At 72.3% G+C, this 13,217-nt stretch carries 13 protein-coding genes and 1 tRNA gene; 11 read left to right on the top strand and 3 right to left on the bottom strand.

Annotated features, from left to right (window positions below; translation table 11 throughout):
- Window positions 1-49 precede the first annotated feature (49 nt).
- Entirely contained in the window at window positions 50-694 is a 645-nt protein-coding gene (locus IEY78_RS01980) for a LysE family translocator (protein ID WP_189095763.1), read from the bottom strand.
- Between the two features lie 386 nt (window positions 695-1,080).
- Between IEY78_RS01980 and IEY78_RS01985 the strand changes: the two genes are divergently transcribed.
- Genes IEY78_RS01985 through IEY78_RS02005 form a run of 5 tightly spaced genes read left to right on the top strand, consistent with a single transcriptional unit; the run spans window position 1,081 to window position 5,274 of the window.
- Entirely contained in the window at window positions 1,081-3,234 is a 2,154-nt protein-coding gene (locus IEY78_RS01985) for a sensor histidine kinase (protein WP_189095764.1), read from the top strand.
- Window positions 3,224-3,673, top strand: coding sequence for a roadblock/LC7 domain-containing protein (locus IEY78_RS01990; protein ID WP_189095765.1), 450 nt, complete (start codon window positions 3,224-3,226; stop codon window positions 3,671-3,673). Before IEY78_RS01985 ends, IEY78_RS01990 begins: the two co-directional genes overlap by 11 nt.
- A gap of 2 nt (window positions 3,674-3,675) precedes the next feature.
- The gene (locus tag IEY78_RS01995) at window positions 3,676-4,074 is read left to right on the top strand and encodes a DUF742 domain-containing protein (protein ID WP_189095766.1); all 399 of its coding nucleotides are present in this window, start codon (window positions 3,676-3,678) and stop codon (window positions 4,072-4,074) included.
- Window positions 4,052-4,672 (top strand): GTP-binding protein, encoded by a 621-nt coding sequence (locus IEY78_RS02000; protein WP_189095767.1) that lies wholly within the window; start codon window positions 4,052-4,054, stop codon window positions 4,670-4,672. Before IEY78_RS01995 ends, IEY78_RS02000 begins: the two co-directional genes overlap by 23 nt.
- The gene (locus tag IEY78_RS02005; protein ID WP_189095768.1) at window positions 4,669-5,274 is read left to right on the top strand and encodes a GAF domain-containing protein; all 606 of its coding nucleotides are present in this window, start codon (window positions 4,669-4,671) and stop codon (window positions 5,272-5,274) included. The genes IEY78_RS02000 and IEY78_RS02005 overlap by 4 nt, the downstream gene beginning before the upstream one ends.
- Before the next feature lie 118 nt (window positions 5,275-5,392).
- Here the strand turns inward: IEY78_RS02005 and IEY78_RS02010 are convergent, their stop codons facing one another.
- On the bottom strand, window positions 5,393-6,712 hold the full coding sequence (locus tag IEY78_RS02010) for an acyl-CoA dehydrogenase family protein (protein ID WP_189095769.1): 1,320 nt from the start codon (window positions 6,710-6,712) through the stop codon (window positions 5,393-5,395).
- 446 nt (window positions 6,713-7,158) lie between these two features.
- On the opposite strand from IEY78_RS02010, the gene IEY78_RS02015 reads away from it, so the two are divergent.
- Window positions 7,159-8,082 (top strand): alpha/beta fold hydrolase, encoded by a 924-nt coding sequence (locus IEY78_RS02015; protein ID WP_189095770.1) that lies wholly within the window; start codon window positions 7,159-7,161, stop codon window positions 8,080-8,082.
- A 140-nt stretch (window positions 8,083-8,222) separates the two neighbouring features.
- Here IEY78_RS02015 and IEY78_RS02020 read toward each other — a convergent pair whose 3' ends face one another.
- Window positions 8,223-8,516, bottom strand: a complete 294-nt coding sequence (locus IEY78_RS02020) for a YiaA/YiaB family inner membrane protein (RefSeq protein ID WP_189095771.1) — start codon at window positions 8,514-8,516, stop codon at window positions 8,223-8,225.
- 164 nt (window positions 8,517-8,680) lie between these two features.
- On the opposite strand from IEY78_RS02020, the gene IEY78_RS02025 reads away from it, so the two are divergent.
- The 5 genes from IEY78_RS02025 (at window position 8,681) to IEY78_RS02045 (ending at window position 13,060) form a co-directional block, all read left to right on the top strand.
- Window positions 8,681-8,754, top strand: a tRNA-Pro gene (locus IEY78_RS02025).
- A gap of 469 nt (window positions 8,755-9,223) precedes the next feature.
- Window positions 9,224-9,712: a helix-turn-helix domain-containing protein gene (locus IEY78_RS02030; protein WP_189095772.1), complete on the top strand. Its 489-nt coding sequence runs from the start codon at window positions 9,224-9,226 to the stop codon at window positions 9,710-9,712.
- A gap of 79 nt (window positions 9,713-9,791) precedes the next feature.
- Window positions 9,792-10,403, top strand: a complete 612-nt coding sequence (locus IEY78_RS02035) for a hypothetical protein (RefSeq protein ID WP_229699693.1) — start codon at window positions 9,792-9,794, stop codon at window positions 10,401-10,403.
- Window positions 10,396-11,616, top strand: a complete 1,221-nt coding sequence (locus IEY78_RS02040; protein WP_189095774.1) for an MAB_1171c family putative transporter — start codon at window positions 10,396-10,398, stop codon at window positions 11,614-11,616. Before IEY78_RS02035 ends, IEY78_RS02040 begins: the two co-directional genes overlap by 8 nt.
- Before the next feature lie 220 nt (window positions 11,617-11,836).
- Window positions 11,837-13,060, top strand: coding sequence for a cytochrome P450 family protein (locus IEY78_RS02045; RefSeq protein ID WP_189095775.1), 1,224 nt, complete (start codon window positions 11,837-11,839; stop codon window positions 13,058-13,060).
- Window positions 13,061-13,217: the final 157 nt, after the last annotated feature.

The raw sequence follows: 13,217 nt of genomic DNA on the forward strand, positions 1-13,217 counted from the left end.
GGCCGGCGCACCCGGCGGCGCGAGGGGCGCGGGCGGCGGGGCGCCGCGGTCAGTCCGCGCGGCCGGTGACCGCGACCGTCACTCCCAGGCCGATCATGGCGAAGCCGCCGGCCCCGCCGATCATCGACAGCCGGCGCTCGGAGCGGGCGAACCAGCCGCGGGCCGCCGAGGCTGTCAGCCCCCACACGGTGTCGGTGATCAGGCCGATGCAGATCGGCACCAGGCCCAGGATCAGCATCTGGGCGGGCAGCCCGCCCGCCGAGGGGTCCACGAACTGGGGGAGCACGGCGGCGAAGAAGACGATGCCCTTGGGGTTGGTGACGCCGACCAGGAGGCCGTCGGCGATCGTCCGCAGATCGCCGCGGGCCCTCGGCGCGGCTGCTGCCACGGCCCCCAGCTTCATGTCCTTGCGGTGCCGGAAGGCCTGGACGCCGAGGAAGACCAGGTAGGCCGCACCGGCCAGCTTCACGGCGAGGAAGACCGTGGCGGACCGCTCCACCAGCGAGCCGAGGCCGAGCGCGACCGCGGCCACCAGGAGGTAGGAGCCCAGCACATTGCCCAGGACCGTCGCCAGGGCGGTCCGCCGGCCGTGGGCCAGCGCCCGGCCGATCACGAACAGCACGCTGGGCCCCGGGATCACGATCACCAGCAGCGACATCGCCGCGAACGCCAGGATCCGGTCGGTACTCACCATGTCTCTCACCTCGTCTCTCGCTCGGCGGCCATTGAACCAGCCGGATGGCGGGAAGCGTCAGTGATGGGCGGCGGGCGGCAACGGATGCCTCGCGGCCCGGTCCCCCGCTCACCGGGCCGGGCCCGCTGTGCCGCGCGGCCGCGGACGCTGCCGTGAGCCCCGGAGACGAGCATCCGGAGTCGGTAACTCCACCTCGCTGGACGGAAGTTCGGATTGCGTCGCACTGATGTGCGCGCTTCGCCCACTCAAGGAGGTGGCGTGGGGTAGCGAAAGCCCGAAGTGGCTCCGGACACTACCCCCGCAACAACTAGCGTGCGTGCTCCGCGAACTGCCAACGGCCGATCCGGAGGGCGCCGATGCCTACCGCATTCCCCCAGGGGACCCAGATGTCCCAGGAGCCTGAGAGGTCCCCGGGACCCCACAGCTCCCCGGGGGCCGCTCCTGTCCCCAGCTCTACCCGGCGGCGGGAGCGTGACGGCGGACGGCACGGCCGGGCGCCGTCCCCCGAGTCGGCCACCGATGCGGCGATACGGTCACGGCTGGTCAGGCTCGCCGCCGTGCCCTGCCTCCTCGTCGCCGTCGTCTGCACCGCGGCCGCCGCGTTCGTGGTGGAGTCCGGCGGCGCCCGGCTGACCGGGCGGGAAGGCGTGGTGCTGGCCGGCGCGCTCGCTCTGGTCTGCGTCATCGTGCTGACCGCGGCCGCCGCCGCCCACGCCGAGTCCCGCGCCGCCGTGGCCCGCTACGACCGGCTCCGCGAGGTCTGCTCCCGCAGCCAGTCCGACCTCTACGCCCTGCTGGACCGGGTGCGGCAGGGCGAATGGCTCCAGCGCCGCGAACCCGACACGACTCCCGCGCCCACCGGCGACACCCTCGACCTGCTCGCCCACGAGGTCGCCGCCGCCGGCCGGGCCGCCGAGTCCGCCGTCATCGACGCGGTCGCCATCGCCCGCAGCAACGCCAGCGGCAGCGAACAGAAGGTCGAGGTCTTCGTGAACCTCGCCCGCCGGCTGCAGTCCCTGGTCCACCGCGAGATCGAGCTGCTGGACGAGCTGGAGAACCAGGTCGAGGACCCGGACCTGCTCAAGGGCCTCTTCCACGTCGACCATCTGGCCACCCGCATCCGCCGGCACGCCGAGAACCTCGCCGTGCTCGGCGGCGCCATCTCGCGCCGCCAGTGGAGCCGCCCGGTGTCCCTGACCGAGGTACTGCGCTCCTCGATCGCCGAGGTCGAGCAGTACCCGAGGATCAAGCTGGTGCCGCCGATCGAGGGCACCCTGCGCGGCCACGCCGTCGCCGACGTCATCCATTTGCTCGCCGAACTCGTCGAGAACGCCTCGATCTACTCCGCCCCGCAGACCCCGGTGCTGCTGCGCGCGCAGCTCGTCACCGCCGGACTCGCGGTCGAGGTCGAGGACCGCGGGCTGGGGATGTCGGCGGACGAGCAGCGCCGGATGAACGGGCTGCTGGCGGACCCCGAACACGTCGATGTCGCCGAGCTGTTGAGCGACGGCCGCATCGGGCTGTTCGTGGTCTCCTCGCTCGCCCGGCGGCATGGCATCGTTGTCCGGCTGCAGAGCAACATCTACGGCGGCGTCCAGGCCGTCCTGATCGTGCCCCAGGCGCTGCTCGGCGCCGAACCGGCCGCGGGGGAGAGCGGTGATGCGGACGCGTCGTCCGCCGACTCCCCGGACACCGGGCCGGCGCCGGCGCACGACGGGAGCGACGGCACCGGATACACCGACACCCGCGAGACCGGCCCGGCCCGGCACGCCCGCCGGGACCACCATGAGCCCCATGACCGGTACGAGCCCCATGACCGGTACGACCTCCACGACCCGTACGACCTCCGCGACCGGCACGAGCCTCACGACCGGCACGACGTTCCCGACCGCGGTGACCACCGTGAGCCCGCGGCCGACGATTCGTGGACGGTGGCCGTCCCCCGCCCCGTCCCCGCCCAGGACCACGCGCTCGACCTGACGCCGCGCGGCTACGACGACCGTACGGACGGGATTCCGGCGCCCACCCCCGTCTCCGCCGAGCCCGGGCCCGACTCCGGCGCCGCCCGTCGCCGGCTCGTTCACGCCTCCGGCGTCCGCACCCCTGAAGTCCCCATGGCCGACGCCCAGTTGCCCGAGCCGCACCCCCGCGAGCTCGCTCCCGCCGACCGCCCGGCCGACCCCGGCCCGGTCGTGCTGCCGCCCGCGCCACCGGTGGTGGACAACAGCGCCCGCCCCCGACTGCCCCGGCGGCGCAAGCAGACCCATCTCGTCCCCGAGTTGCGCGGCGAGCCCATCCTGCCGTCCGCCACCCGCCGGACCGGCCCCGAACCCGAGCACGACCCCGGCCTGATGGCCGCCTTCCGGCGCGGATTCAGCCTCGCCGACGACTGCTACGCCGGCGACACCGGCGAGCACCTCATCCCCCCGGCCCAGGGCGGCGACACCGCCGCCCCGGCCGGCAACGACCTTCTCTACGACCGTGACCACGACGCCCCGATGGCCCGCCCCCGAGGAGACGACCGCAACCATGGTGAGTGATGTGCGTGCGCAGGCGCATTCGCAACTGCAAGGAAGCCAGCACACCGACCTGTCCTGGCTGCTGACCGGGCTCGTCCAGCGTGTGCCGCACGCCCGCAGTGCGCTGCTGCTGACCTCGGACGGCCTGGTCAAGGCCGCCCACGGCTTCGACCCGGACAGCGCCGACCACATGGCGGCCCTGTCCTCCGGCCTCTACTCCCTCGCCCGCAGCGCGGGGGTGCGCTTCGGGGAGGGCGACGACGTCCTCCAGGTCGTCGTCGAGCTGGAGTCCACCTTCCTGTTCGTCTCCACCGCCGGATCCGGCGCCTGCCTGGCCGTGCTCGCCGGCCGGGAAGCCGATGTGGCGGTCCTGGGCTACGAGATGTCGATGCTGGTCAAGAGCGTCCGCCCGTACCTGTCCACGCCCGCCCGCCACCAGGCCCCCGCGGGTGGTCGATGACCATGGCCGTGCGTCGCCGACGGCGGCAGGGCGGGGAACCCTGGTACGACGACGCGGCGGGCCGGCTGGTCCGCCCGTACACCATCAGCAACGGCCGCACCCGTCCGACGGCGCACTTCGACCTGCTGACGATGGTGATGGCCACCGGCCGGCGGCCCGTCTCCTGCCAGGGGCCCGACTACGCCCAGGTGCTGGGGCTGTGCGGCGGGCCGGTCTCCGTGGCGGAGATCGCCGCCCACATACGGCTGCCCGCCGTGGTCACCAAGGTGCTCCTCGCCGACCTCGTCGACTGCGGGGCGCTCACCGCGCGGGCCCCCGCGGCCGTTTCGGCAGGGGCCGCGTCCCGTACCGACCGAGCCCTGCTGGAGGCGGTGTTGAATGGACTTCGCAAACGACTGTGACCTCCCGGCCCCGGGGGATCCCGGGGCCGATGTCTTCCCCACCGCGCTCAAGATCCTGATCGCGGGCGGCTTCGGCGTCGGCAAGACGACCTTCGTCGGAGCGGTCAGCGAGATCGAGCCGCTCAGCACGGAAGAGCTGCTCACCCAGATCAGCGTCGGCACCGACGATCTGGCGGGTGTCGAGGACAAGAGCACCACCACCGTCGCCATGGACTTCGGGCGGATCACCCTCAGCCCCGCGCATCTGCTCTACCTCTTCGGGACGCCCGGGCAGCAGCGCTTCTGGTTCATGTGGGACGAGCTGTCCAACGGCGCGCTCGGCGCGGTGATCCTCGCCGACACCCGGCGGCTGGACCAGTGCTTCGGCGCCGTCGACTTCTTCGAACGGCGCGGCATCCGCTTCATCGTCGCCGTCAACGAGTTCGACGGCGCCTACCACTACGCACCGGACGAGGTCCGCAGCGCGATAGACCTCTCCCCGGACGTCCCCGTCGTGCTCTGCGACGCCCGACGGAGCAGCTCGGCGACCCGCGTCCTGGTGGCACTCGTCCAGCATCTGCTCACCCCCGCCCTCGCCGCGACCCCGGAGCTGCCATGAACCACCCCGCCTCCCGCGTTCCCTACACCTCCTACGACCCGACCCGGCATCTGCTGCTCACCCCGCAGGACGATGAGGCCCCCGCCCGCGTCGCCCGGCTGCGCGCGCTGGGGATCGGCGAGTCGCCGCTGCCGGCGTTCGACGAGTTCGCCCGCAAGCTCGCCCGGACCACCCGCGCGCCGTACTCGATGGTCAACTTCATCGACGAGCGGCGGCAGTACTTCGCCGGCCTCTACACGCCCGACCAGGACCGGGCCGTCGAGCTGGGCCCGGCGCCGGCCAGCGCACAGCCGGGCCGGGTGATGGACCGCGACCATGGCTACTGCCCGCATGTCATCGTCCGCCGCAAGGCCCTGGTGCTGGAGGACGTCTGTGACTATCCGCGGTTCGCCGGCAACCCCGTCGTCGACGAGATCGGCATCCGCTCCTACCTCGGTGCGCCGCTGATCGACCGTACGGGGATGGCGCTGGGCACCGTCTGCGTCGTGGACCTCGAACCGCGCCCCTGGGGGCGGGAGGGGCTGGAGACCATCAAGGCGATGGCGGCCGAACTCGTCGAGCAGATCCACAGCATGGAGGCGCAGCACACCGACGCGCCCTGATCCGCCCGCTCCCGGCCCCGGCGCCCGGCGTACGGCCCTTGTGCCGGACGGCCGGCCCGGGGCCGTCGCATGGGCTCCGGGCCGGTGGCGGCCGCGACTCGGGGACGCGGCCGGCCGCTCAGGTCCGTCCGGTGCACCACGGCTGCCGGGGCGACTCTCCCGTGCGCTGCACCGGCACCGTGGCCGCGGCGTCCTCACCCGGCACCAACGGCGCCGGGTCCGCGGCGGGCTCGTCCTCCGGCCACTCCGAGGGCTCCAGCCGCAGCAGGTCCGCCAGGCGCCGGGACCACTCGCCGTGCGCCCGGCCCAGGGCCAGCTCGCCCAGGCGCAGCAGCTGGATGTCGGAGGTGCCGGCCGGCGCGAAGATGTGGTGGGCGTCCCGCAGAAAGCGCTCGATCGGCCGGTCGGTGAACAGCCCGCACCCGGCATGGATGTCCATCGCGTCGCGCGCCGACTCCAGCGCGGACTCCACATTGACCAGCTTGGCGTTCATCAACTCCGCGTCGCACGGCTGCCCTTGGTCGAGCAGGTGCACCGCGTGATAGGCCGACAGCCGGGCCAGCAGCAGCCGCGACTGGATCCGGCCGAGCTTGAGCTTGACGGTGCTCAGATCGGCCAGCGGCTTGCCGTAGCGCTGCCGCTCGGCGCAGAAGGCGGTCGTCTCCTCCAGCACCGCCTGATGGATCCCCAGGGAGACGGCCGTGAGGTTCGGGCGTCCGTACAGCACGCTGGAGGAGTAGGCGACGGAGAGTCCGTCGCCCTCCCGGCCCAGCAGATTCGCCGCCGGGACGCGGCAGTTGTCGAAGAACAGCTCACCGAAACTGAAGCCGTGCAGCCCCATCGCGGGCCGCTGCTCGCCCACCCGGAAGCCCGGGCTGTCGGACTCGACGAGGAAGGCCGACAGGCCCCTGGACCCCTCGCCGGTGCGCACCACCACGCCGTGCAGATCGCCGACGTGGCTGTTGCCGACGTAGATCTTGCGGCCGTTGAGGAGGTAGTCGTCGCCGTCGCGGACCGCGGTGGAGGCCATGCCCAGCACATGGCTGCCGGACTGCGGTTCGGTGACGGCGATGGTCGGCAGGCAGTCGCCGGAAGCTATCGCGGGCAGCCAGGTCTTCTTCTGCTCCTCGCTGCCGAAGTGGACGATCTTCGCCACCCCCAGCTGGGAGGCCTGCACCATGGCGCCCATCGCGGCGCTCACCCGGGACAGCTCCTCGATGATGAGGGTCTTGGCGACGTGCCCGGCGCCCATGCCGCCGTAGGCGCGGTGCACGGTGGCTCCTATCCACCCCTGACGGGCGATCAGGCGCGAGAGATCGCGGCACACGGAACGGTTCTCCTCCATCTCCGCAATCCGGGGGCGGACCTCCCTTTCGGCGAAATCCCGCACCCGGCTGCGGAGTGCCTCGTGTCTCTGGTCCGTGAAATAGCCATGCAAGACGAGCCCCTCCTCCGCGATCTTCTCCGTGCCGGCCGCGCACCTGCCTCGGGACGGCACCGGCGGTGCCGTCTGCAGTGAACGTTCCGGAACGTGAGCTATCGCTTACCCCGTGCAATACCCGTTGGCATACCTACTCCGGGCCGCACGAAACATCAACTGGCGGCGTTCCGACGCAGAGTTGGCGCACTCGGGAGAGCCGCACCACCCCTGGTTCGACGATGCCCCGGGTACGGCTCCGAGGCCTCCGGAATCGCGCCACCCCACGCCTCCCCGACCCCTCGCGGAGCGGCCGCGGCGACCCGGTGCGCGGCGCCCCGGCTCTGCGCGCGGCGCTGCCGTCGGGGCCGCGCCACCGCGCGCGTCCCATGGCGTGCCCGCGCCCGGCGCGGAAGAGTGGGCGCCGAGACCGTCAGCCACCGCCCCGGCAGTCAGGAGACGACGCCATGCAGGCCATGCAGCCAGCTGTCCACCAGGCCCCGGACGGCGCCCGGATCGCCACCTATACCTGGCTCCCGGAGTCCGGCCGTCCGCGTGCCCTCGTCCAGATCGCCCACGGCGCCGCCGAACACGGCAGGCGCTACGACCGCTTCGCCCGCTTCCTGACCGGCCACGGCTATGGCGTGCTCGCCTCCGACCACCGGGGGCACGGCGCCACCGCCCCCTCCACCGGTGGCCGCGGGGTGGTCGGCGAGGACTCCTGGCGGGCGATCGTCGGCGACCTCAAGAGCATCGGCGACCACGCGGCCGCCGCCCACCCCGGCGTCCCCCTGGTCCTGCTCGGCCACAGCATGGGCTCGCTGCTGGCCCGCGACTACGCCCAGGAGTACGGCGCCGACCTCGCCGGGCTGATCCTCACCGGCACCTTCCGGACCCTGCCCGGCCTGGACATCGAGGGGGCCGTCGCCGAACTGGAGGCGGAGGCCGCCGAGCACGGCCGCGGCGCGCTGTCGGCCTTCATCCCGCGCACCTTCCGCTCCTTCAATGACGCCTTCCCGCACCGCACCGGCTTCGAGTGGCTCTCCCGCGACACCGCCGAGGTGGACGCCTACGTCGCCGACGAGGACTGCGGCTTCCCGTTCTGCGCCGGGCTGGCCCTCGACTGGGTGCGCGCCATCCGCAAGATCAACGACCCGGGCAACCTCGCCCGCATCCCGCGCGGGCTGCCCGTCCATGTCGCCGTCGGCGCTTTGGACCCCTGCCACCAGGGGATGACCCTGGTCCATGAACTCCTGGAGGACTTCCGCTACCTGGGCACCCGCGATCTGACCTGGCGGGCCTACCCGGACGCCCGCCACGAGATCCTCAACGAGACCCATCGCGACGAGGTCCAGGACGACCTGCTGGCCTGGCTCGACAAGCGCATCTGAGCCCGATGCCGGGGGCGGGGGCTTGTGTGCGGAACCGGGGGCCGGGGGCCCGTGTGCGGAACCGGGCCCCCGCCGCCGGCGCCCCGCCCGTCGCCGTCGGGTGTCATCCGGCGGGGCCGGGCCGGGCCGCCCTCTGCGGGTCAGACCTTCCCGGGGTGGAAGACGTCCTGCTCGATGAGGATCTTGTCGATCCGGGCCTTGTCCACCCGGTTCGTCACCTCCGCGACCTCCTGGCGGTCGCGGACGCACTTGGCCAGGGTGAAGGCCGAGGACACCACGAAAACCAACCCGAGGGCGAGAAAGCCGCGCTCCCAGGGCCCCACGGGCAGCCGGGTGATCCCGATCATCAGCGCCACCAGGGAGAGTCCGAAGGAGATCGCGGACTGCACGAAGAAGGCCGTGGTCGTCGGCCGCTGAATCGATGGAGTGGTCATGTGCGTAGCGTGCGGGCGCGGTGACAGGGGCGCATGAGTACGGGTACTCATCTCGCCGACCGGCCAGGTGGGGCCGCGCGCCACGAAATGGCAGCACCCACCCTCTGACATGCGGTATTGTTCTCGTGCGCGGTCAGCCGGGACATCCCGGCCGGAACGGGCATCGGGACGTGGCGCAGCTTGGTAGCGCACTTGACTGGGGGTCAAGGGGTCGCAGGTTCAAATCCTGTCGTCCCGACTTGTTTTTCGCAGGTCGGAGGTCGTTTCCCTGTAAGGGGGAGCGGCCTCTTTCGCATGTCTGCCTGCCGCGTGTCTGTCCGCTCACCCGCGGCGCGGGGAGAGGAGCCGGTCCTGTCTCGTGGGGCATCCGGCCGCTTCGCCCGGGGTTGCGGGCCATCGGGTATCCGTGTCCGTGTCGTCGTGAGGGGCGGTGACCGTGGCGCGTGCCCGGCGCCCGCTTCCGCGAGATGCGGATGAACTTCGCGCTCCGCGGTGTTGGTTGGGGTGCGGTGCCGGCTGACCGTCCGTCGGGTCGCTTTTGTTCACGCTCTGTATGACCGCACTGCCACTCAACTCCCGGTTAAGTCGGTCGGCCCCTACTGTCTGTAAGTGGACTGGTGCACGGTGTTCCCGGCGTGCCACTATGGGGGCGATAATTCCAGTGCCTTAACTGTTCGTTGGGCTCGGTCGATGGGGGGACGGTGGGCATGAGCGTGGGGGGCGACAGCCGATCCAAGGGGGCGGGCAGCGCGCTCGCGGAGCGGCTCAACCATCTCTTCGCGAACATGCACCCGCCCGGCGCCCCGTACACCAACGCCTTCGTGGCCGAGGAGATCAGCGGGGGAGCGGAGGAGTACGGCGGGGTCAAGGTGACCGAGCAGTATCTGTCGATGCTGCGCAACAGCAGGCGCACGAACCCGAGTCCGGAACTGCTGCGCGCGCTGGCCAAGTTCTTCGCGGTGCCGGTGGGCTATCTGCTGGGGGACCTCTCGCAGCCGCAGGCCGCGCGGGTGGAGGAGGAGGTGCGCTTCCTCGCCGCCATGCGCGATCAGCGGGTGCGCGCCATCGCCCTGCGCTCCGTCGGGCTGCCGCCGGAGGTGCAGGACAGCCTGACGACGATCATCGGCCACTTCCGGGAGCAGATGAATCTGCCGGCCGATCCGCCGGAGCAGGGCGGTGACCGGCGCGGTGAGTGAGTCGACACGGACCGCTGAGCGCGGCCAGCTCTTCGGCACCTGGCAGCGGTCCGGACACGAGGACGGGACGAGCATGCGAGTGGGGCAGATACGCAGGCGGTGCAAGCAGCTGATCAAGGAGCTGGCGCTGCCCGCCGCAATCGATCTGCGCGGGATGTGTGACATCGTCGCCGCGCGGGTGGCGCGGCCCGTCCATCTGGTGCCGATGAGCCTGGGCGGCGTGGTCTCCGGGATGACGGCCGTCACCGACGACGGCTACTGGGTGTTCTACGAGCTCAAGACCTCGCCGTGGCACCAGGCGCACATCGTGCTGCACGAGCTGAGCCACCTCCTGCTGGGACACGACCAGGACCCCTCGGTCACCGAGGACGCGCTGAAGCTGTGGACACCGTCCGTCGATGTCGCCACCGCCATGCGCCGGATGGGCCTGACCATGGGCTTCGCCCGGCACCACGGCTATGACAACCTCGCCGAGCGGGAGACCGAGGTGCTCGGCACGCTGCTGATGGAGCAGGTGGCGCCGTCCGCCGCCGAGCGTGAACTCCCTCTGGAGGGACAGGCGGCCGAGCTGGCGGCGGCGCTCGGGCCCGCGCTCCAGCACATCCGGCGCCAGCAGGGAGTTCCGGTAGGCGGCGCGGGACCCGAGGACGCCGGTGCGGACGCGGCCGGGAACGGGGGCTCGCGTGTTTGACGCCCTCTATCTGTCGTTCGGGCTGGCCGCCTGGGTCATCGTCGGATACAAGTCCGTCGCCTGGTTCCGTGACCGCAGCAACGCGGATCTGGGGCTGGCCTGTGTGATGACCGGCGGGGTGGCCACGGTCTTCCTGTTCTCCGCGCCCAGCCTCTACCGGGCGTTCGACCGGGTGGCCGGGGTGGCGAACCTCGCCATGGTGTTCCTCTACTCCTCCGTCGTGATGTTCGCCGCGGGCGCCTTGGTGCTGCTGCTGCGCTGGACGGCGGGGGAGGGCGCGGCCGGGAAGGCCCGGGCACGGGTCAGGGCGCGGGCCGCCGTCGGGGGTGTGGCCGCACTCTGGGCGGTGGCGATCGCCGGGTTCCTGGTCGGCCGGCCGGACTCCGTCGAGCATCCCCGTGACTTCAGCACCGCGTACACCGACTCGCCCGGCGTGATGCTGTTCCTGGTGCTGTACCTGGCCATCTTCGGCTTCGCCTCGGCGGCCCTGGGCACGCTGTGCCCGCGCTACGCCGCCCGGCTCGGCGGCACCCATCTGGCGCGCGGACTGCGGGTGCTGGCCGCGGGCTGCTGGCTGGGCCTCGTCTACTGCGCGTGCAAGGTCATCGGCTTCGTCCTGTCCTGGGCGGGCCATCCGGCGCTGTGGCTCTCCAACGGCGTGGCCCCGCTGAGCGCCTCGGTCGCGGCCCTCATGGTCCTCGCCGGATTCGCCCTGCCGGCGGCCGGCCCCCGGGTCGCCGCCTGGCGCCGGCTGCGCCGGCTCTCCCCGCTCTGGCGGACCGTCACCGCGCAGACCCCGGAGGTGACGATGGAGACCTCGGCATGGTCCGTGCGCTGGCCGTTCGCCGATCTGGAGTGGCGGGCCAACCGGCAGATGGCGGAGATCCGCGACGTGCAGCGCGGCATCCGGCGCCATGTGGAGTCCGACGCCGTCGATGTCGCCCGGGAGCGGGCCCGTGCGGTCGCCCTGGACGACCGGCAGTTGGCGGCCGTCGCGGAGGCCGCCGCACTCCGCCGCGGGCTGGAGAACCGTGCGGTCGGTCATGTGCCCCGGCACGGCGCGGACAGCGTGGTGGTCGCCAGCGGCAGCGAACCGGCCGAACTCGCCGCGGAGTACGAGCACTTGGCCCTGGTGGCGGATGTCTACCACTCGCCGCTGATCGACACCGTGCTCACCGAACTGCGGCAGCGCAGCGCGCTGGCGCGCGGCTGAGGAACACCCTGAGACGGGGTGGCCCGGGACGGGGGTCCGGGCCACCCGTACCGCCGAGGCGGTACCGGTTCTTCCACCGGTACCGTCCTCGCGGCATTGCGGGACCGCAGACCGCAGACCGGGCACCGCGGACCGTGGAAGGCCGAGGTCGGCAGCGAGGGTGCGTGCCAGGCGTCGTGTGCCGGGCGGGACTTCGGGGCCACGGCCTAGAGTCGGGCCCATGCAGAACACCGCCGAGACCGGCCCCGACGCACCCCTCGACGTGACGCCCCTCCTCGACGATCCGCACGCCGCCTACGCCGCCCTGCGCGAGGCCGGCCCGGTACATCGGATCACCGGCGCCGATGGCAGCCCCGCCTGGCTGGTCACCCGCTACGACGATGTCCGCAGCGCCCTGGCCGATCCCCGGCTCTCCCTGGACAAGCGCCATGCCGGGCCCGGCGGATACCGTGGCTTCGCGCTGCCGCCCGCGCTGGACGCCAATCTGCTGAACATGGACCCGCCGGACCACACCCGGGTCCGCCGCCTGGTGGTCAAGGCGTTCACCCCGGGCCGGGTCGAGACGCTGCGGGCGCCCGTGCGGCGGGTCGCCGACGAGCTGCTGGACGCGATGGCCGGGCGCGGCCGCGCGGACCTGATCGCCGACTACGCGGGTCCGCTGCCGATCACCGTGATCTGCGATCTGCTCGGTATCCCGCAGCGCGACCGCCGGGACTTCCTGGCCTGGTCGGACGCGCTGATCACGCCCGACCCGAGCCGGCCGGAGGCGATGAAGCACGCGATCGGCGCGATGCTGGAGTTCTACACCGGGCTGATCGCGGCCAAGCGCGCCGAGCCGGGCGACGACCTGCTCTCGGACCTGATCGCGGTCCGCGATGACGAGCCCGGGGACGAAGGGGGCGACCGGCTCACCGAGGACGAGCTGACCTCGCTCGCCTTCCTCATCCTCTTCGCCGGATACGAGAACACCGTCCATCTCATCGGCAACGCCGTGCTCGGCCTGCTGGACCACCCGGAACTACTGCGTCAGTTGCAGCACAATCCAGCCGAACTGCCGCCCGCCGTGGAGGAGTTCCTGCGCTTCGACAGCCCCGGTCCGCTGGCGATCCGCCGCTTTCCCCGCGAGGACCTGGAGATCGGCGGCGTGCGGATCCCGGCCGGGGACAGCGTGCTGCTGTCGATCGCGTCCGCGAACCGCGACCCCGCGCGCTTCCCCGCCCCGGACGTGCTGGATCGCGGCCGGGACCTGTCCGGCCACCTCGCCATGGGGCACGGCATCCACTACTGCCTCGGCGCGCCGCTGGCCCGGATGGAGGCCGTCACCGCGATCGAGGCGCTCCTCGCCCGTTTCCCGGGGCTGCGACTGGACGTCCCCCGTAGTGAATTGCGGCATCGCAGGTCCCTCCGCTCGCGTGGCCTGATTTCGCTGCCCGTCGCCTGGTAGTCGGCAGACGAACAAGTTTTTGAGGCATAACCGTTCGCTCATGCGGTAAAAAGGTGTCTGAGCCCGCCCGGTGTGCATCCCCCGTCGCACCGGGCGGGCCTCTTCTTTGGGTGTTTGCGCTGTTTGCAGTCGCGACACGCCGTGTCGGTGGCGCCCT

It is taken from the genome of Streptomyces kronopolitis, from assembly GCF_014646275.1.
GTDB lineage: Bacteria > Actinomycetota > Actinomycetes > Streptomycetales > Streptomycetaceae > Streptomyces > Streptomyces kronopolitis.